The following is a 20,251-nucleotide window of genomic DNA, read 5'->3' on the forward strand; positions in this document are numbered from 1 at the left end:
TTATAAGTGCGCCCGATGCAGCAATCCAAAACTGCACTGACCTCTGTAGGAGCTGGCTTGCCAGCGAAGGCTATTTTTCATTCAGCCTCTTCGTCGCCTGACACACCGCATTCGCTGGCAAGCCAGCTCCTACAGGGGTCAGTGATCAGACTGAGTGGGCTGGGTCGCCAGCCACGTCTCATCGCAACAACTTTTGAGCGTCTCGCGCATCCAGCGATGGGCCGGGTCTTTGTCGAATCGCGGATGCCAGGACTGGGTCAGCATGATGGTCGGCAATGGAATCGGCAGGGTGAACGAACGCAGCTTCAACCCCAGCCGCCGGACACTCAACAGCGCTTCCTTGGGCACCGGTAAAATCAGATCGGAATCAGGCAAGGCAAACATCGCTGCGTGGAAACTCGGCGCAATCACCGCCACCCGCCGCTCCAGCCCCAACGCATTAAGCGCCGTGTCGATCGGGCCACGGGCGATACCCCGGCGCGACATGCTGATATGAGAAAACCCGGCGTAGCGCTCAGCGGTGATCTCTGCATCGAACAGTGGATGATCCTCGCGCACCAGCCCGACAAAGTGCGTGGAAAACAGGTTCTGCACCTTCACTTCCGGCATCACCGGCCGATTGTTGCTGACGCTCAAATCGATCCGTCCTTCGCGCAAGGCTTCGTCATCCCCATCGCCCTCCGGGACAAAACGCAGCTCACAATGCGGGGCCTGGCGCTCCATCGTGTCAAACAGCTTGCCGCCGTAAACACCGACAAAGAAATCGTTGGCGCGAATACTGAAGCGCCGGCGCAAACTGCCCAACTCCACCTCATCCGCCGAACGGAACAGCAGCGCGGCCTGCTCCACCACCTCCCGCACTTGCTCGCGCAGCGCCTGCGCCTTGGGCGTCGGCACCAGACCACGACCGGCGCGCACCAGGATCGGATCGCCGATGGCCTCGCGGATCCGCGTCAGCGTGCGGCTCATGGCGGCCGGGCTGAGGTTCATCCGCCGCGCCGCGCCCACCACACTGCCCTCGTCGAGCAAGGCGTCGAGGGCGACCAACAGGTTCATGTCGGGGAGTTGCATAGCGAGCACTCTTGTCGGATCGGGGCTGATTCAGACGCAATGCTAGCAGATCAAAAGATCGCAGCCTTCGGCAGCTCCTACATTGAAATGCGCCTCTCCTGTAGGAGCTGCCGAAGGCTGCGATCTTTTTCTCAAGCACACAAAAATCCAACAGATCAGCACTGCATACCGCAGCAGAGCTCCGCGCTGAGAGCTTTCAGTCGCAACAGCCGAATGCGGTGAACCTATCAGATCTGATAGTTCTCAAGCGTGAGTCAGGCGAGTAAAACTAAGAACCAACACTCTCGTGCGACCACTCCGCGGAGCTCCTCGTATGACGCAAGCCAAAACGGTTGATCAAGAGAATATGCGTCGGCAACGCACGGTGCTGCTGGCGGTGGATTTGAAAAACTCGGTACTCACCGAGCTCGACGCCAGCAACCCTAATCGCATGGCGTACTCGCCTTATGGTCATCAATCGGCACAGCGGGGGGTCATGACGCGGCTGGGGTTTAACGGTGAACTGCTTGAGGTGAAACCGGAATGGTATTTGTTGGGCAACGGTTACCGGGCTTACAACCCGCGGTTGAAGCGTTTTCATAGTCCGGACAGATTGAGTCCGTTTGGGGAAGGCGGGTTGAATGCGTATGGGTATTGCGAAGGGGAACCGGTGATGAATTCGGATCCGACGGGGCAATCGATATGGGCGCTCTCGCGCGCCGTCATTTCACTGACCAACAAAATGGGAGCGGTCGCTACTCAAGTAGTTAGCAAGACCATAAACGCCGTCAATCGCGGAGTCTCACAGGTTGTGGGGGCTGCACAGAGGGCTAAACAGGCTTTTGCCGACAATTTTTTATTTGATCCAGACGTTTTAAAAAAACTCGGTCCTCCACCACCCAAAGTGACACCAAAACCACGAACTGATCTCGTCTTCCGTGACAATCGATACTCCAACGCATACAACAGTAAACATATTTCTAGACAACCAACCGGACAAGGAACAGTTCGACCGACTTCGTCTGCTCAAGGCCTCAGTTCTTCCAGAACCACGAGCGGCAATCAGCCCGGGGCCTTTCGGCAGCCGCTGTATGAAACTCACTCGGAGTTACTAAACATGAATGGAAATCCCATCGCAACAATTCGCACGGGACGTTAGACGCCTTCAAACATCACCGCGGTGGCCGTACGCCACTGTTTCTCTTCGGCCTCACTTCCTCGGAACTCACGGTAATGACTCAAACCAGGCCTGATACTCCAGAGAAACTAACCCGCAAGCGCGTAGTGCTGCTGGCGCACCAACAGCAGCCGCTCGATCATAGGTGAAATAGTCGATGGCAAGACCAACACCATCGCTTACTCCACCTACGGCGAGCAATCCGCGCAGCAGGACGTCGCGACACGGCTGGGCTTCAACGGTCAATTGCGCGAAGCGAATATCGGCTGGTATTTACTGGGCAACGGCTACCGCGCCTACAACCCGCGATTGATGCGGTTTCATAGCCCGGACAGTTGGAGTCCGTTTGGTAGGGGGGGATTGAATGCGTATATGTATTGCGTGGGGGATCCGGTGAATCGGTCGGATCCGACGGGGCATACCGTTCTGGTCGCGCTATTTCTCGCTGCACGTGACCTCGGCGGACAATTCAAGTCTCCAAATTATCGATCCAGCCCACCCCCCCCAATTAATACGCAAAACGCTGCCGCTGGTGCACGCACTCTCCAACAAAGCCTGACCTTTGAGAAAACACATGATATGTCAGGTTTTTCCGGTGCTTTTTCGTACGTTGCCGGGCCAAAACCTCAAAACAAACTCATAGGCAAGTATCCGTCGCAAGGTGAGGGCAACAATAATAAACCAGGTTCGGTTTTCAACAGAAATATCCCGATTACAAAGGCAATCGCCGCTACTGCCCGGCGAAGTCATGCACCTGGAAGAAGGCCGCCGCCACCGCCCCCGGGGGGTAAGGTTGCAGCAAGCCCGACGACATCAGATTTACCACCGACGTATGAGCAGGCTACGTCTGGGAAGAAATACTGGACTTATGACACTCTTGCAGCAGCAATTCAGCCTAAAACTCCTGGGGTTAACAGAATGGCCGTAGATCGCATGGACAATTTGGGAGCTGCTGCACCCTACCAGGCACCAGCAGCACTGCCACCGACACCGCCACCGACACCGCCGAGGGCGGTGCCACCGCCAGGGCCTATGGGTGATGAACTAGGCCAACTTCTTGCACAATTAGACGCCATACAACAGGAGGTGAATGAAATTCGGCGAGGCAACTGAACTAAATGTTTAAAACTGCTGGGGCACTGCAAGCAACACGATGTCGAGCTTCGCTTGTCGGCATTGGCAGACGTGTTAATGCCCTTTCTCGCCAGTACTTTCACCTCCCTCACCGCGACATCCCCCACCGCTTCACCGTCACCCGCTCCAACGTATCAAACACCAGATTCTCCACCAGCAACCCAATGAGGATCACCACCGCCAACCCGGCAAACACCTTATCCTTATACAGCTCATTACGATTCTGAAAGATGTACCACCTTAACCCACCCTTGTAATGCCTGTAGATCAAAGAACCTATTAGTTCTGATAGTTCTCAAGCTTGAATCAAGCGTGTAGAACTAAAGGCCAATATTCTCCTCGGCCCTTCCACGGAGCTCGCGGTATGACTCAAGCCAAGCTTGTTGCTCAAGAGAATCCGAACCGGCAGCGCGTGGTGCTGCTCGCGACCAATAGCAGCCATTCGATCATTGGCGAAATCGTTGATGGCAAGACTAACGCCATCGCTTACTCCACCTACGGCGAGCAATCCGCGCAGCAGGGCATCGAGACACAGCTGGGCTTCAACGGTCAATTGCGCGAAGGGAGTATCGGCTGGTATTTACTGGGCAACGGTTACCGCGCCTACAACCCGCGATTGATGCGGTTTCATAGCCCGGACAGTTGGAGTCCGTTTGGTAGGGGTGGGTTGAATGCGTATATGTATTGTGTGGGGGATCCGGTGAATCGGTCGGACCCGACGGGGCATACCGTTCTGGTCGCGCTATTTCTCGCTGCACGTGACCTCGGCGGACAATTCAAGTCTCCAAATTATCGATCCAGCCCACCCCCCCCAATTAATACGCAAAACGCTGCCGCTGGTGCACGCGCTCTTCAACAAAGCCTGACCTTTGAGAAAACACATGATAGTTCAGGTATTTCCCGTGCTTTTTCGTACATTGCCGGGCCAAAACCCAAAAACAAATTTATAGGTGAATATCCATCACAGGGTGAAGGAAACAATAATAATTCGGGATCGATTTTCAAGAGAAATGTCTCGATTCCATTGGCTATCGCCGATACTGCACGGCGAAGTAATTCCTCTGTAAGGGATCTTCCGGCGAGTGGTTTTGCTGGAACACGGACTAAGTCAGGACCACCAATATCACCCTCTCCTGCACAACGCTGGGGAAATTTACGAGGTGGTGGTGGCCCTAGCAGTTCGGGCAAGCATCCCAAGGATCTCGCGTCGAGAGGTACAGAATCCAAACCTTATGGAATTCAATACCGCCCCGAAAGTACCGCCCCTAAAAGTGATGGATGGATGCCCCATGATAATGGTCCTAATAGCGTGGAAGGTTATGACTATCGTGGTGTGAATGGGGGAAATCAGTACAGGCGACCGCCAGACGGCGGTGCCGGCGGCCGCAATTCTTCTATACGTCAAGGCTGAAGCCGATAGCTGCACTCGATTTCTGGAATAGAGTCTTTCCGGCGAACTCATCGCTTCCTACTGCTGCATCCCCCACCGCTTCACCGTCACCCGCTCCAACGTATCAAACACCAGATTCTCCACCAGCAACCCAATCAAAATTACCACCGCCAACCCGGCAAACACCTTATCCGTATACAGCTCATTGCGATTCTGAAAGATGTACCACCCCAACCCACCCTTGCCGCTGGTAGCGCCAAACACCAACTCCGCCGCGATCAACGTGCGCCAGGCGAACGCCCAGCCAATTTTCAGCCCGGCGAGGATCGACGGCAGCGCCGCCGGGATCAGGATGAACAGCACAAAGCGCATGCCCTTAAGCCCGTAATTGCGCCCGGCCATGCGCAGGGTTTCCGAGACGCCGAGAAACCCGGCATAGGTGTTCAACGCCAAGGCCCAGAGCACCGAATGCACCAGCACGAAAATCAGGCTGTTCTGCCCCAATCCAAACCACAGCAGCGCCAGCGGTAAGAGCGCAATCGCCGGCAGCGGGTTGAACATCGAGGTCAAGGTACTCAGCAGGTCGCGACCGAATTGCGTCGACACCGCCAACGTGGTCAGGGCAAACGCCAGGACGATGCCGATCAGGTAACCCTTGAGCAGTACAACCAGCGAAATCCACACCTTGCCCAGCAATTCGCCACTGAGCAGGCCGTCATACAGCGCGCTGGCGGTTTGCAGAAAACTCGGCAGCAGCAGGTCGTTGTTCTGAATGCGGGCGACCACTTCCCATAGTACGGCGAGCAGAATCAGGATCAGGCTTTTGCGCAGCCAGCCCTGTTGCCACAACCGTTGGCCGAGGGGCAGTTCACGCTCCAGCGGCACGCTGGTGAGCGGCTGTAATACGGTTTCGAATTCTTCACGCGGGGATGATAAATGGCTCATCGGGCCCTCCTCTCAACGGGGTCAATAAGCGATGCGGATGTCGGCGAAATCCAGTTCACGTTCGGTTTCCGCTGACTGGCCTTCATCGAACAACAACCGATGAATCCGCCGCGCCGATGCCTGGAACGCCACGCCACCGAGGCTGTGCAAATCGTATTGATGGCTGTGGACTTCCGCGCGCACCCGGCCCGGATGCGGCGACAACAGCAGGATGCGATTACCCACCACCAGCGCCTCTTCGATGGAGTGCGTCACGAACAGCAGGGTGAAGCGCACCTCTTCCCAGAGCAGCAGCAATTCTTCCTGCATCTTGCGTCGGGTCAGCGCGTCGAGGGCGGCGAAGGGTTCGTCCATCAGGAGGATTTTCGGCTGCATCGCCAACGCCCGGGCAATCGCCACACGCGCTTTCATGCCGCCGGAAAGGGTGTGCGGATAGGCATCGGCAAACGCCGCCAGACCGACTTTTTCCAGGTAGTGCAGCGCCCGCTCTTCAGCTTCTTTGCGCTTGAGGGTTTTCGACGCCAGCAACGGAAACATCACGTTCTGTTTGACGGTTTTCCACGGCGGCAGTTGATCGAATTCCTGGAACACCACAATCCGGTCCGGCCCCGGCGCGTTGACGGTTTGGCCCTGAAGACGAATCTCGCCTTCACAAGGCTGGATGAACCCGGCAACCGCCTTGAGCAACGTCGACTTGCCGCACCCGGACGGACCGAGCAGCACAAAGCGGTCCGCCGGATCGATCTCGAAACTGACTTGATGGGTCGCACGAACGACTCGCTGTGGCGTGCGGTATTCCAGGCTGACATTGTCGACCGACAGCAGCGCTTGGGCTGCCGCGATCGGTTTGCTGGCCGTGTGGCCTTGCAAAGGGGCGTTCATCTCGATCAGCTCCCTTGCAGCGGCTTGGTGTCCTGGAAGAAGTAGTCCTTCCACGAATCCGGTTTGTTTTTGATCGCGCCGACGCGGTAGAGAAACTCGGCCAACGGGTAAGTATTTTTCGGCGTAACGCTGAATTCGAACTGCGGGTTGTCGATGATTTTCAGCAGCGCTGCGCGATCGATTTTGGCCTTGGTCACGCGTATGTACGTGTCGGCCGCAGCGCCTTTGTCGTTCTGGGCAAACTGCGCCGCCTCGGCCAGTGCTTCGACGAACGCCTTATAGGTTTTCGGGTTTTCGTCGCGGAATTTCTCGGTGGCGAACAGCACGGTCGGCGAGTTCGGGCCGAGCAGGTCATAGGTGTTCAGCACCACATGCACGTTAGGGTTTTCCAGTGCCTGATCCTGGAACGGCGGGTTGGAGAAATGACCAGTCAGCTCAGTGCCGCCAGCGATCAGCGCAGCGGTCGCGTCCGGGTGCGGCAGGGCGATGGTGTACTTGTCGAGGCGATTGAATTCCTTGTCGCCCCACTGCTTGGCGGCCGCGTACTGCAGGAAGCGCGACTGCACCGACACGCCTACCGCCGGCACCGCGATGCGGTCCTTCTCGGTGAAGTCGGCAATGGTTTTGACCTTGGGATTGTTGCTCACCAGGTAGTACGGGAAGTTGCCGAGGGAAGCCACGGCTTTGACGTTCTGCTTGCCGTGGGTGCGGTCCCAGATGGTCAGCAGTGGACCGACACCAGCGCCGGCAATGTCGATGGAACCGGAGAGCAACGCGTCGTTGACCGCCGCACCGCCGGAGAGCTGCGTCCAGTCGACCTTGATGTCGATGCCTTCCTGCTTGCCGTACTTCTCGATCAGGTTCTGATCGCGCACCACATTGAGCAACAGGTAAACGATGCCGAACTGCTCGGCGATGCGAATTTCACCTTCGGCATGGGCCACGGGCGGCGCCACCAGGCTGCTGGCGAGCAGGCTGAAACCCAGGCCGATGGCGGCGGCCAGCGGTGCCAATGAAAGACGTTTGAGCATGGTGGTTCTCCGACAAATCAGAAAGGCGCGTCGCCCTGGATGGTGGTGCGATACAACTTGCGGCGCAGGTAGCTCGGGCATCCGGCGGCGAGGTGGATCAGCGAACGGTTGTCCCAGAACACCAGGTCGTGGGGCTGCCATTGATGGCGGTAGATGTTGTGCGGCAGCACGCTGTGGGCGTAGAGCTCGTCGAGCAGTTGCTTGCTCTCGTCTTCCGGCAAGCCAACGATGCGGGTGGTGAAACCCTCACTGACGAACAACGCCTTGCGACCGTTCTCCGGGTGGGTGCGCACGATCGGATGAACCACTTCGGCGACCTGGGCGAGCTGTTCGGGCGTCAGCGTCGGGCGCCAGTTGCCTTCGAATTTGGTCTCGCTATAACGCGCCGTGTAGGAGTGCGCGGCCGAGCGGCCTTCGACAGCTTTGCGCAGTGCGTCGGGCAGGTTGTCCCAGGCTTTGTGCATGGCGGCGAACAGCGTGTCGCCACCTTCGGACGGCAGCTCCTGGGCGTGGAGCATCGAGCCAAGGCTCGGCAGTTCTTTATAGGAAAGGTCCGAGTGCCAGAACTTGCCGGCGTCACCGAGGCCGACGGACACGCCGTTCTCGATGATGTTGGAAACGATGAGGATTTCCGGATGCCCGGCCAGCAGGAACTGCTTGAGCACGTGGATCTGCAACACGCCGAAGCGGCGGCTGAAGGCGATTTGTTGTTCCGGGGTAATGCGCTGGTCGCGGAACACAACGACGTGATGATCGAGGTGCGCGCGGTGAATGCGGGCGAAATCCTGATCATTGATCGGGTGGGACAGATCGAGGCCGATGATTTCGGCCCCGACGGCGCCGCTGAACGGACGAATATCGAAGGTTTGCGGCGCGATGTTCGCGGCGCTTGAAGACGCAGAGACGGCTGACATGACAATCACTCCCACGCACGGCACGCTCAAGGGCGCGCGCGTCGATCAGAAACTCACGGAGGTCCCGTGTTGGTTCGTGTCGTGCGGCGCGCCGATTGGTCGGCAGGTACGCAGGGGAGTGACTTTATAGGTATAAGAATTAGAATTTAAATACCGTTAGCGAATAACGATATGGCATTTAAAGATGTGTTGTATTTGAGGGCCCTTTCGCGGGCAAGCCTCGCTCCTACAGGGGTTTTGTATTGATCACAAAATTGCGTTCGTTACGCAGATCCACTGTAGGAGCGAGGCTTGCCCGCGAAGACGTCATCAGCCACACATCAACTTTCAGCCCCTTACTTGGCCCAATCAATCACTTCGCCGTAAGGCGTCTGCAAATCACGCTCGGGGATTTCCCAGACAATCAGTTTCGGCGGGGTTTGCATGAACGCCGGATTGTTGAAATAACCGTTGGCCCCGCCGGAGAACTCGCCACCGTCCTTGGCGAAGTTGCCAATCGGCGCACCCAACGCCTGTTGCAAGAAACCGAGGAAGTTGGAATTGCGCGAAAATGAAGTACCGATCAGCGCTACGTTCGGCAGGTTGTCGTCGCCGAACAGGTCGTCGAGGTTGTCGCCGCCGCTTTGGGCTTCGGCAGCCTTCTCGCTGATCCGGGATGTGGCCACGGTTTCCGGCGTCGGCTGCCAAGCCACGGGCAGCCATTCAAGACCAGCGAGCCTGACCAGGTCGCCCGGACGCCGGGCCGGATCTTGCACTTTCACCTCGAAGTTTTTCTGTGGCGTAGCGCTGATGCCCATGGCCTGCACTTGCCTGGCCACGGCTTTGGCGGCGGCTGCCGAGCCGATTTCGCTCCAGTGGGTGTCGGTGCGCAAGTACGCGTCGGCGCCCAAGGGTTGCAGGGTCGGCGCCAGGTCCATGGCGGCGACACCGGCCTTGTTCAGGCCATCGACCCACGTCACGACACGGTCCTGCAGTTGTGCCGGGCGACGCAGGTCACACAACTGCGCACTGGCGATACGACTCTTGTCCGGCACCACCGCCACCAGCAGCGTAATGCCGCGCTTGGCAAGGCGTTGCTGGATGTCACGCACCACCCAGGACTTGGTCTCGGCATTGGCTTGAGCGAAGCGATTGATCCGCATTTCATTGGTCAGAAATAGCCAGCCAGGGCACCCTGAGCGCACACGCGGGCCGGTATCGTGCAGCACCAGCCAACTCGCGCCGCGCTCCAGATCCGCCGCCAGTTCGGGCACCGCTGCCTTGGACAGTTGCTTGGCGATCTTGTGGGTGACATCGCCTTCGAGTGCGGCCTGACGGGTGAGTTTTGGCGGCAGCATCTCGACGTTGCCGCTCAACAGCAGCCAGGCGCACGATGCGAAACCAATCGCCAAAAAAGCCACGAACACAACGCCCGATACTTTGCTGATACGGGCAGTCAGTTCGCTCGGTTGAGCCGGTGCAGGGGACGAGGAAGTCATGGGCGCGGTCATCAGAACTGGAAGTACAGGAAGGGCACCGCTTCACGGCTCGCGATCAACGCGAACGAGAGCAGGAAACCCGCCACCGGCCACAAGGCCGCCATCGGTGCAAACAGCGCATGGCCGCCAAACCGTTGCTCATAACGGTTGTGCAGCAACGGCGCAACGATGCACACCACACCGAGCAGCGCCGCGATGCCGTGGGCCGGACGCAGCGTGACCGCCAGCGCATCACCCAATGCAAACCCGTGCAGGCCGAACTGCCCGGCATACATGGTCATCGCCGAATGGAAATCCGGCGCGCGGAACAAGGTCCACGCCAGGAACACGAACAGCAGCGTCAAGGTGTGCGACAACACGGATGGAATCCTCGGCAAACTTGAGCGTGACCATAGGCGATCAACGCACAAGGCAATGCCGTGGGCCGAGCCCCACAACAGGTAGTTCCAACTGTCGCCGCCGTGCCACAGACCGGCGATGGCCATGGTCAGGAACAGATTGCGATAAGTCTTCCACGCGCCATTGCGGTTACCGCCAAGGGCGATGTACAGGTAATCACGCAGCCAGCTTGACAGCGACAAGTGCCAGCGCCGCCAGAAGTCTTGAATGCTGCTGGCCAGGTACGGCCGGTTGAAGTTTTCCGGGAAGTGGAAACCCAGCATCAGGCCCAGGCCGATGGCCATGGCGCTGTAACCGGCGAAGTCGAAAAACAGTTGCAGCGAGTAGGCCAGGCAACCGATCCAGGCGTCGACGAAGGACGGGTTTTCCAGGTGGAACGCGACGTCCACCAACGGCGACAACGTGTCCGCCACCAGCACTTTCATGCACATGCCGATCATGAAGCGCCGGGCGCCGAGCGAGAAATTCTGCCAGCCAAAATAGCGCTGCGTGAGCTCACGGCGCACCCAGTCATAACGAATGATCGGCCCGGCAATCGAGTGCCCGAACATCGAAATGTAGGTCGCGTAATTGATGAAGCTGCGCTCCACCGGCACCGTGTGGCGGTGCACGTCCACCAGGTACGAAATCGCCTGCAAGACGATGAACGACAGCCCCGCCGGCAGCGCCACCCGCTGCCACTCCAGCGGCATCGCGCCGTAGTAAGTGATCAGCTCACTCCAGGTCCCGGCCAGGATGTTGGCGTACTTGTACCAGCACAGCACCGCCGTGTTGAACACGATCAGCGCGATCAACAGCCGCACGCGCCCCTTCGAATCCTCGCGGGAACGGTCCACCAGCAATCCACCGACCCAGGCAACGATGGTCAACACCACGTGCAGGGTCAGAAACAGCGGACTCAGCCAGCCATAGAACAACCAGCTACCGATCAGCAGGATGACGTTGCGCCAGGCCGGTTTGCCCAGGGCATACACCAGCAAAAACAACGGCAGGAACAGCGTCAGGAACTCGAGTGAGGCGAAGACCATGGCAGCGGCAGAATCCGATCAGTGGGACAGAGTGTCCGTGGCGTTCAAAAGACGCGGCCCGGTGGCCGAAGGCACCAGCAGAACGCTGTAACGCTCACCCGCTTTGAGTTCGCCCAAGTCCAGCGGGGCACCGACGTTGGCGTTCGCGCACACCAGCTGCACCGACAGGGTGACCGGATTGATCGAGCGACGTTGCAAGCTATCGACCGGCACTGCCTTGAACAGGTCGGCGGGACGCCCGGCAGGCCGCAGGCTGGCGTCGGCGCACGAAGCGTCGACGTTGAAGAATGCCAGCGACGCCTTCAGGCCATTGAAGTCGTCCGGCTGCTCGCGCACGGCGATTTGCTTGATGCCCGCGCCGTCCGGCACCGCAACCACGGTGGCGAATTCACCGGGCTCGATTTTCAGGTCCATGGCCAGTTTTTGCGCGCCGCTGACCAAGGTGCCCTTGACCGGACTGCTCGACTGCACCGGGAAAAACAGCGACACCGGTTGTGTCGCTTCCAGGCGCATCGGCGGTTGACCGGCCTGCGCGATGACGTCCAGCGGCGCCGTGCTGGCATTGACGAAACGGATGAACGCCGCATCCTCGCTCGGGCCGGTGGGGTACAGCGCAAACTCAGCCGCCAGGGCGTTTACGCTGCAGAACAGCGCCGCCACAGCGCAGACAGCAGAAAGACCGCGCATCACTGCTTCGCTCCCTTGTTGCTGACCGCATCGGCCGGCAGCTTGGCCAGTGCGCCGCCGATGGCGGTGGCCCAGGATTTATAACCGGCCACGGTGAAGTGCTGACCGTCGGTGGTGACCCACTCGCCCGGTTTGGAGAAGGTCAACGAGTCGATGTAGGTGCAAGGCGCCACGTTGGTCGACAGGAACGCCGACATCAGTTTGGTCCGCGCATCGTTCTTCTTGTACATGCCGCCTTCCTTGCCCCAGGCCGGACCGACCCAGGCGCATTTGGCGCCGTTGGCGGTGATTTCCTTGGCCAGTGCGGTGACGTTCTGCCAGGCCCAGGCTTTCGGGAACACCGGTTTGTCGTAGGACGCCATGGTGTCACCGATCACCAGCACCACCAGGTCAGGCTTGTCGGCGGCAATCAGGTCTTTGATCGGCGTGGTGGTCGCCTCGCGGCCCTTGATGACGATCTTGCCATCGCCTTTTTGCTCGGCACCGCAATCGACTTTCTTGGTGATCAGCCAATCGCCGGCGCTGGCGCCGCAGGCACCGATCGAATGGACGATCGCGCCTTGCTGGGTCAGGTTGGCTTGCAGCGGCTCCATCAAGTGGTCCGCCAGGCTCATGTGGCTTTCACCCAGCACCAGAAGGGTCATACCGGCAAGAACGGAAGAAGGCATTTAAGTCTCCAGGAATCAGTTGGAATAAGGGGAACGGTAGGGGCTGACCGGCAGTTCCATCGCGCCGTTCATGTCTTCGAACATGTAGCGCAGGTACATGGCCCCAGTGAATTGCTTGTAGTCCTGAGCGTTGTCCAGGCCGAGGTTGGCGCCGAGGAAAAAATTCGAACCGAATTTGTACTCGCCGGCACCGCTCAGGCTGTAACCCACGCCCGTCTTGTTCTGGCCTTTGTATCGCTGGTTGTTGGCGGCCTGCAGGTCTTTGTCGTTCGGGAAGTAGTCGACCGCATCCTGTTCAAAGTATTGAACGCCCACCGAGCCCTTGACCTGATAGGAGAACCGTTCGGTGCGCTGCGCCCACGTCACCGGCACTCCCAGGGCGAAATAGCTTTGCGGGCTGAAGTAACCGCCATGGCCGTAGGTGAAGAAGTCCTGGTTGTTCTCGAAGCTCAGGCCCGTGGCACTGAGGCCCAGCGTCAGCTTGCTGTCCTCGGCATTGCGCAGATACCAGTACACACCGCCGCCCAGTTCGGTACGGCTGTTGGATTCGACGTTGTGGCCCAGCAACTTGTGCCACGAACCGTAGCCGTAGCTGCCCACTTCCTGGTTGTCATAGCTGAGCTGTGCCCGGCCGCCGTTGGCCGTCACACCGCCCCACGACTGCCCGGTGCGTTCGTCGGTAGTGCCGGCGAACGACGTCACGCTGTCGGTCACCGGACGCCGTGAAACGGCGACGCCATAACGCATGTTGGAGTTGTCCGCGAACGGCCGGTCAACACTGACGCCACCGGCCGCGGTGCTGTACTTGAAGCCGATCGGCGTAGTGCCGATGTCAGCCTTGATGCCTTCATCCGGTCGGGCATAGGCCACGCTCAGGCCGACGCCTTTATCGCGCTGGGAGCCGATGCCGTCGGAGGATGTGCCACCGCTGCCGAAGCGCGCGGCGGCATCGCTGCCGACACTGCCGGCATTCAGCGACACCGGGGTCACGCGCACGGCGTAACGGTTATCACCCGCCGGAACGTTGATTTCCAGCGGCGTTTCGACGTCGGTCATCTTGCTCAGGCCCGACTCGCTGTCGTTACTGCGAATCGTCACGCCTTGGGTCACGTAACCGCTGCGTTCCTGAAGAATGTTGTCCAGGGCGCGCTGGGCCGAACTGGCTTGATCGACCGCAACGTTGACCGTGGCTTGCGGTGCGAACGGGTTACCGGTGGCACCGGCGAAGCGTCCGGCCGGCAATGCATTACGCTCCGCACCCGAGGCGATCATGCGCGGTTGAGCCTGGCCCGGGTAAGCATCGGCGGGCAGTGCGGCATTGCTGGCGACCATGACCGGTGCGGCGTCAAGTTGTGCCAGCGCCGGTGCCGGAATGCTATCCACGGGTGTGCGGCTTACCTGATTGCGCTGGCCCGGCAACCCCACGAACGGGTTCGGCGCGACATTCAGCGTATTGGCCTGGGCCGTCAGGCTGCGTTTCTGTTCATTCTGTTCGATGGCCACGGCCTTGCGCAGCAATTCAGTGGCCTGGCTGCTCTTGCCCATGCCGCGGTAGATCCGCGCCGCTTCGGTCAGCGATTGCGGGTCGTAGGTTTCCAGCTTGAGAAATTGCTCCAGCGCTCGATCGGCATAGCCAATGTCGTGGGCCTGAACCGCCGCATCCGCGGCATTCAGCAAGATTTGCGGATCGTTGGGTTGACGCTGCAATAGCGGTTTGTACAGTTCAAACGCCTTGGCATTGTCGCCACTGCTGGCATACATCCGCGCCAGCGCCGAGACCGCGCCCACATCCCCCGGACGCGAAGCCAGCGCCGGTGCCAGCGTGTCGTAGGCCGCCGCCAGATCGCCGTTTTCGCGCAGGATATCGGCCTGACGGATGCGGTATTGGTACAGCACGTCGTCGTAGCGTTTGCGCGTGGCCACGCTCATCTGCTGATTTTGCAAACCGCGCAGGATCGAGTTGACCTGCGCATCGTCGCCCGTCTTGAGCTGCAGATTGGCGTATTGCAGCATCAGGTCCGCGGACGGCGTCGGCGTCTGGGCAATCACGTCGCGCATCATCGATTGCGCGCGGGCCGAATCACCGGCGTCGACATACGCGGCGGCCAGGGTCGCCATACGATCAGGGCTGCGACTGGCCATCGGTTGCAAGCGATCGAGCAGGGCCAGGGCCTCCTGACGCTGGCCACGCTTGGCGATGCTCGCCGCCAGTTTGATCTGCACGGTGAGGGTGATCTGGTCGGCCAGTTCCTGCATGTCAGCGGTGCGGCGCTCGGCCGGAATGCGGCTGATGGTCGCTTGCGCGGCGTTCCACTGCTCCATCTCCACCGAGAGCAAGGCACTGGTGTACAGCGCATCGATGTTGGTCGGATGGGCTTTCAAGAAACTGTCGATCAGGTCTCGCGCTTTCTGCGATTCACCGGTCTTGAGGTACAGGCGCGCCAGGTCGAAACGGGTCCAGACGTTATCCGGGTCGTCCTGAACCGCCTGCACCAAAGCTTGTTGCGCACCACGCGTATCACCGCGTTGCTCGGCGAGTTTGGCCGCTTGCGTTGAACGCAATGCGCGCAGACGAGCGCCTCCGCCCATCTCGGCTTGCTGGGCTGCGGGCAAGGTGTCGAGCAAGCGCAAGGCTTCGTCGGCCTGACCGGTTTGCGACAGCACATTGACCAGGCCTTGAACGGCCTGAGCATTGCCGCGCTGCACGCTCAACACGTGGCGATAGTTGGCCTGTGCGGCGTCCAGTTGCCCGGCCTGAGCCTGAATGTCGGCCAGGGTCAGGCGCGCATCGATACCGTTGGGGTTCAGGCGCATCGCCTGAGCGATGGTCGCTTGCGCCTTGGCCGGTTGCGTCTTGGCCTGGTCGCGCGCCTGTTGCAGCAAAGCCCAATAGCGCACGTTGTCCAGGGCTGGCTTCCAGCGTGTACCGCCATTAGCGATGGCACGGTTGAGCAGCTGCTCGGCTTCACCGAAACGATTCTGTTGCTGACGCACCACGCCGAGGCCGCCGAGGGCATCGGCGTCGTCCGGTTTGCTTTTCAAGCGTGCCGCGAAGGCTTGCTCGGCGCCGGCCTGATCGCCCTTCTCCAGCGCCTGAAGCCCGCGAGCCACTAACGGGTCTTGCTGCCACGCCGGTGCACCCGCGGTGCTCGACTGCGACTTCCCTTTGTTCAGCAGGTCACGGATTTCCTGATCGTCCGGATGCACCTTCAGGAACTCTTCGAACAACGGCACCTGCGCCGCCGTCGGCGCCCCGGTCCAGACCAGCGCCAGGCGCCAGCTCTCGTCGGCGTCACCGGCGATATCGGTACGGGTCGACAGCTTGGCCAGGGCACGAATGCCGTCCGGGCGGCTGTCTTCGTGACGCACCAGGTGCTTGGCCAGGAACAGCGCCAGGATCGAGTCATTCGGCGTCTCGCGCAGCAAGCGCTCCAGACCTTTGCGGGCCTCGGGCCAGCTGGCGTCATTGAAGGCCAGGTTGGTGTAGAACTCTCGGCCGACCTTGCCTTCGGGCGTACGGCCGGCGAACAGTTTACGGAACACCTCGGTGGCCTGGTCACGCTGGTCGCCATCGGCCAGGCGCCGGGCTTCATCGAGCAAGGCGATGTTTTGCGGTTGGGCCAGGGCGATGTCCTGTTCCAGCTGCGCCGCCAGCCATGGCCGCGGCGACAGTGCCTGCAAGCGCGCCAGGTATTGCTGAGCCTGCTCGGGCTTGTTCTGTTTGACGCCGATCAGGCCCATGCCGTAGAGCGCGTCGACCTGGTTGGGGTCCAGGCGCAGGACTTTTTCCCAGGCTTCTGCCGCACGCGCAGCGTTATCCCGGGCCTGCCAGTATTGGCCTTGTTCAACCAGCCGCGCTTGCACGTCATTGGTTTCAGCGTGCGCAGCGGTGCCGATGAGGGCTGTGAGAATACCGATAGCTAGCGTGTGACGGCGCGGACGCATGACGTCTCCCAAGACAATTTGAGTGTTCCGTCATCACGAAACTGATAGCGTTTTTCAGCCCAGCCGAGTGCGAACAGACTAAGCATGGCGTTGTAATACAGCGGTTCGGCACTTGCACCATCGGCTTTAGCCAGCGCCGCGTTCAAAGCCCCTTCGGCCCGACGTTGCTGCTGCTCGGCCAGCCACGGTTGCCCCTTGGCCTGAAAGTACGGAATCAGCGCGGCAGAATAGCCGAACGGGCCTTGGCCTTCGAGGGCACCACTGAGGACCTGGACCTTTTCCGGCGGAATGCCGGTGGACGCCGTGCTGCTCGACATACCGTCCAGACGCGCCAGTAACGGTGCCGCCAATGGGTCGGACTTGGGCGTCATGCCGGCCCACAGGTAGACGCGGATGGCGTCATAACTGCCCAACTCGCCCTTGATCGGATCGACCACGAACAACCCGGCTTGCGGCGCGGTGGCGCGGTAACCGATCCAGTCGGCGACGTAGCCTTTGGGACTGGATGCACTGACCATTTTCACGCTGTTTGCAGCGATTTCTTTCCATGGCCCGGTCGGCGCTTCCTTGGCCAGTCGACGCAGCAATGGCAGCGGCAAATAGCTTGGATTGAGGCGCCACAGGTGATCGGGCTGTACGAAACCTTCCGGCCCCGGCAGCACCATTTTGCCCAGGCCCGGCAGGCTGACCACCAGTTTGCTTTCAATGTTCTTGAGCAGGCGCAAGGCGTCTTCGCGATAGTCTGGACGCTGCCACAGCCGCGCCGCTTCGAGCAGCGCGTAGGTGATCCACAGGTCCGAATCGGAGGCCGAGTTGGCGTCCTGCAATTGCCATTTGCCGTCCTTGCCCTGCCCCCACAACCAGCCCGGCAGACGCTGGCTGACGTCGGCGCCGGCCATGTTGGCGGCGGTCCATTTCCACAACGCATCGAAGCGCTCGCGGTCGTTGCCGATCAGCGCAAACAGCATGCCGTAGGATTGGCCTTCGGACGTGCTGTGATTGGGCTCGACGCTGGACTCCAGCAGGCGCCCGTCGTTCTGCACGAAGCGTGCGGCATAGGTTTGCCACAGTGGCCAGTCGGCGCTCTTGCACGCCGCCTCGTCAGCCATGACCGGCGCCAGGCTCAGGGACGCCAGCGTACCGGCCAGCCACAGCACAACCCGGCGCCAGCGGCGCGCGGGGGTCAGGCAATAACGGTTGATCCCGAGGCTATTCATGGTGAACTCAGTGACCCAACCGCTGTTTGGCACGTGAGCGCAGCGCCAGATAGGCCAGGCAGCTGAGCAACAGCACACCGAGACCAGTCAGCAGCAGCGCCAACACCACATGGCGCGACATCAGCCATTGCAGGTATTTGATCGGGCCCAGATTGCCGACGTAATACTGCTCATCCGCCACCAGTGGTTCAATGGTTTTGCCGCGCACCACCACCAGGCTGCCCTGGATCGACTGGGTGTAATCTTCACCGCCGATCAAGGCGCTGGTCGCTTCCGCCAGACCGGCCGGCTGACCGCTGGCGATCACCACCACACTGCGACCACTTTTCAGTGGCGATTCGAAACCGGTCAGGTAGGTACTGCGCTCACCGCCGGAGAAGGCCATGGCCAGACGTGCCTTGCGCTGGTTAGCGTCCGGATCGGGGCTGAACCAGTCACGTACGCGCATCGGCAGGTCAGACAAATGGAAGCTCTGCTGGCCACCAGTATCGGCCGCAGGCAAGCGATCCGCCCATTGGCTCAGCAATGGCTGGTTAGCGCCGGAAGCCAGCACCAGCAAATCTTTATCAGCCGCCGCCTGGACCTGCGCCGCCTGCATCACCTGCACACCCGTGGCCGGGTAACCGGTGGACTGGCCAAATCGACCGAGCACGGTGAGGTAGGCATCCAGCTCGGGAGCGCCGGCATTGTCCGGCAGTACCACGGCGGTTTGCGACAGGTCAGCCAGGCGCGTGAACGGGAAGCCCGCATCCTTGAACACGCCGAGGTTCGGCATCGCCATGAAGTGGTCGTAGCCGCTCAGGTCCAGGGTCGATTCCGGATCGACGCTGCCGCGCATGTTGTCGATGATGATGTCACCGCATTCGCCCTGCTTGATGTAGTCGAACATGTAGCGCAGTTGCAGACGCGATTGCAGGGCTACCGAATTCAACGGCAGGCGTACGCGGGTTTCGCGGCCCAGCGTGTCGTTGAGTTTCAGGGCGCTGAGTACACCGCTGTCGAGCTTGTCCTGGGACAGCAGGCTCTGCGACTGAATCAAGGCATCGTTGAAGCTGATGATGAACGAAGAATTGGTCGATTTTTCTTGTGGCGTGTAACGGTACTTGAGGTTCAGCGGTGCCCCTTCATCACGCCAGGTAAACAGGTCGGGCGGGAAGTTCAGCGGCACGGTGATGTCGCCGGGGTTGTAGCCGGAGACATTGAATTGCTTGGCCGGCAGCAGCTCGCCGAGCTTGACCGGGCGATCGCTCGGCAACCAGTTCGGGGCGTCGTACGGCTTGCGCGGTTGCAGCGCATCGAGGCGATCGATCACGACGCTGCTGCCCGACAGCGCCTGGCTGCCGAGTACCAGTGCGGTGACGGCACGTTTGAGTTCGGTGCTGTCGCGACCGGTAATTACCAGCAATTTTCCGTTGGCGTCGTTGGGGTTGCTCATCACGGTCAGGGTCGGGCCCTTGGCCGCAGGCAAGCTCAAGCCACCAAGTTGCAACGCGTCAGGGCCGCTAAGCACCACCACGGCGTTGCCGTGGGCCGGAATCTGATTGAAGCGTGTAGAGAACGTTGCGCCGCGATAACTGGCCTGGGCGCCGAACCACGACGACAGGGCGCCGGCAGCCTCAAGGGTAGCGTGGGCCGGCGCAGGGGCGAAGACGAATGGCAGGTTCAATGCACGGGCATCGCGACGATCGAAGAACGGCAGCGGCATGATCGACAAGTCGTTCGGCAAGGCCAGCGACGAAACCTGAATGCTCAGCTCTGTCGCGTTGCTGATTTTCGCCCACAGGCTGGAGTGCTGAGGGTCTTCACAGCCCATGGTGTAGTGGCCAACGAATTGCAGGCTCAAGCGGTTGAATTCAGTGATCAGGTGCGCCGGAATATCGACCACCTGCTTCTGCAGTTGCCCGGCGTTTTCCTTGGGCAACGGCAGGCTCGCCGCCACTTCATCGTTGACGATGACGTTGATCTGCGAGAGCTCGGCCAGCAGCGCCGGGGAATAGGTGTACTGCAACGTCAGCTTGGCGCCGGTCACGATCGAATCGGCACGCACATCGAAGTTGACGCTGTCGGTGGACTCCACGCCGCGCAGGCTCATCGGATAGTTCCGGCCCAGCTGCTTGAGCGTCACGCTGTAACTGTTGGCACCCGGCGCCACGTCAACTGGCGCGGTCTCGGCGAATGCCGTAGCGCCCCCACCCAAAGCCAGAAAGGCGCACGCCAGGCGTGTCAATGCGCGGTCGCGCAGGTTACCGAAAGCGAAAGACTTCGAGTTCATCACTTGTCCAAAACGTTTTCTAGGGGGGGTGGGG

At 60.3% G+C, this 20,251-nt stretch carries 15 protein-coding genes and 1 pseudogene; 3 read left to right on the forward strand and 13 right to left on the reverse strand.

Features of this window, described 5'->3' with window-relative positions; genetic code table 11:
* Positions 1-138: 138 nt before the first annotated feature.
* The gene (locus AEQ67_RS12405) at positions 139-1,071 is read right to left on the reverse strand and encodes a LysR family transcriptional regulator (RefSeq protein ID WP_059404144.1); all 933 of its coding nucleotides are present in this window, start codon (positions 1,069-1,071) and stop codon (positions 139-141) included.
* Positions 1,072-1,384: 313 nt separating this feature from the next.
* Here AEQ67_RS12405 and AEQ67_RS33740 point away from each other — a divergent pair, with 313 nt between their 5' ends.
* Both AEQ67_RS33740 and AEQ67_RS33745 read left to right on the forward strand, forming a co-directional pair.
* Complete coding sequence (locus AEQ67_RS33740) at positions 1,385-2,209, forward strand: RHS repeat-associated core domain-containing protein (RefSeq protein ID WP_082377825.1); 825 nt, start codon at positions 1,385-1,387, stop codon at positions 2,207-2,209.
* Positions 2,210-2,455: 246 nt separating this feature from the next.
* A complete protein-coding gene (locus AEQ67_RS33745) occupies positions 2,456-3,340 on the forward strand; it encodes an RHS repeat-associated core domain-containing protein (RefSeq protein ID WP_236710317.1) in 885 nt (294 codons plus the stop codon).
* A 109-nt stretch (positions 3,341-3,449) separates the two neighbouring features.
* Here AEQ67_RS33745 and AEQ67_RS12410 read toward each other — a convergent pair.
* Positions 3,450-3,614, reverse strand: a pseudogene (locus AEQ67_RS12410) (ABC transporter permease); the annotation flags it as partial.
* A gap of 111 nt (positions 3,615-3,725) precedes the next feature.
* Here AEQ67_RS12410 and AEQ67_RS33750 point away from each other — a divergent pair.
* A complete protein-coding gene (locus AEQ67_RS33750; RefSeq protein ID WP_082377827.1) occupies positions 3,726-4,772 on the forward strand; it encodes an RHS repeat-associated core domain-containing protein in 1,047 nt (348 codons plus the stop codon).
* Positions 4,773-4,829: 57 nt separating this feature from the next.
* Here AEQ67_RS33750 and AEQ67_RS12420 read toward each other — a convergent pair whose 3' ends face one another.
* From AEQ67_RS12420 to bcsB, 11 genes are all read right to left on the reverse strand, one after another.
* Positions 4,830-5,696, reverse strand: a complete 867-nt coding sequence (locus tag AEQ67_RS12420) for an ABC transporter permease (RefSeq protein ID WP_059404147.1) — start codon at positions 5,694-5,696, stop codon at positions 4,830-4,832.
* A 21-nt stretch (positions 5,697-5,717) separates the two neighbouring features.
* Positions 5,718-6,578 (reverse strand): ABC transporter ATP-binding protein, encoded by an 861-nt coding sequence (locus AEQ67_RS12425; protein ID WP_059404148.1) that lies wholly within the window; start codon positions 6,576-6,578, stop codon positions 5,718-5,720.
* Between the two features lie 5 nt (positions 6,579-6,583).
* Positions 6,584-7,609 (reverse strand): ABC transporter substrate-binding protein, encoded by a 1,026-nt coding sequence (locus AEQ67_RS12430; protein WP_059404149.1) that lies wholly within the window; start codon positions 7,607-7,609, stop codon positions 6,584-6,586.
* A gap of 17 nt (positions 7,610-7,626) precedes the next feature.
* Entirely contained in the window at positions 7,627-8,523 is an 897-nt protein-coding gene (locus AEQ67_RS12435) for a TauD/TfdA dioxygenase family protein (protein ID WP_059404150.1), read from the reverse strand.
* 335 nt (positions 8,524-8,858) lie between these two features.
* Positions 8,859-10,001 (reverse strand): alginate O-acetyltransferase AlgX-related protein, encoded by a 1,143-nt coding sequence (locus tag AEQ67_RS12440; protein ID WP_059404159.1) that lies wholly within the window; start codon positions 9,999-10,001, stop codon positions 8,859-8,861.
* Between the two features lie 11 nt (positions 10,002-10,012).
* Entirely contained in the window at positions 10,013-11,428 is a 1,416-nt protein-coding gene (locus AEQ67_RS12445; RefSeq protein ID WP_059404151.1) for an MBOAT family O-acyltransferase, read from the reverse strand.
* A gap of 18 nt (positions 11,429-11,446) precedes the next feature.
* Complete coding sequence (locus tag AEQ67_RS12450) at positions 11,447-12,115, reverse strand: alginate O-acetyltransferase AlgF (RefSeq protein WP_059404152.1); 669 nt, start codon at positions 12,113-12,115, stop codon at positions 11,447-11,449.
* Positions 12,115-12,783 carry an SGNH/GDSL hydrolase family protein gene (locus tag AEQ67_RS12455; RefSeq protein ID WP_059404153.1) on the reverse strand — a complete coding sequence of 223 codons (669 nt, stop codon included), beginning with the start codon at positions 12,781-12,783 and terminating at the stop codon, positions 12,115-12,117. The genes AEQ67_RS12450 and AEQ67_RS12455 overlap by 1 nt, the downstream gene beginning before the upstream one ends.
* Before the next feature lie 15 nt (positions 12,784-12,798).
* Positions 12,799-16,728, reverse strand: coding sequence for a cellulose synthase subunit BcsC-related outer membrane protein (locus tag AEQ67_RS12460; protein ID WP_059404154.1), 3,930 nt, complete (start codon positions 16,726-16,728; stop codon positions 12,799-12,801).
* Positions 16,704-17,945 (reverse strand): cellulose synthase complex periplasmic endoglucanase BcsZ, encoded by a 1,242-nt coding sequence (gene bcsZ, locus AEQ67_RS12465; RefSeq protein WP_059404155.1) that lies wholly within the window; start codon positions 17,943-17,945, stop codon positions 16,704-16,706. Before bcsZ ends, AEQ67_RS12460 begins: the two co-directional genes overlap by 25 nt.
* Before the next feature lie 7 nt (positions 17,946-17,952).
* Positions 17,953-20,217 carry a cellulose biosynthesis cyclic di-GMP-binding regulatory protein BcsB gene (bcsB, locus tag AEQ67_RS12470; protein WP_082377828.1) on the reverse strand — a complete coding sequence of 755 codons (2,265 nt, stop codon included), beginning with the start codon at positions 20,215-20,217 and terminating at the stop codon, positions 17,953-17,955.
* Between the last annotated feature and the right edge of the window lie 34 nt (positions 20,218-20,251).

Source organism: Pseudomonas sp. RIT-PI-q (assembly GCF_001297125.1).
Taxonomy (GTDB): Bacteria; Pseudomonadota; Gammaproteobacteria; order Pseudomonadales; family Pseudomonadaceae; genus Aquipseudomonas.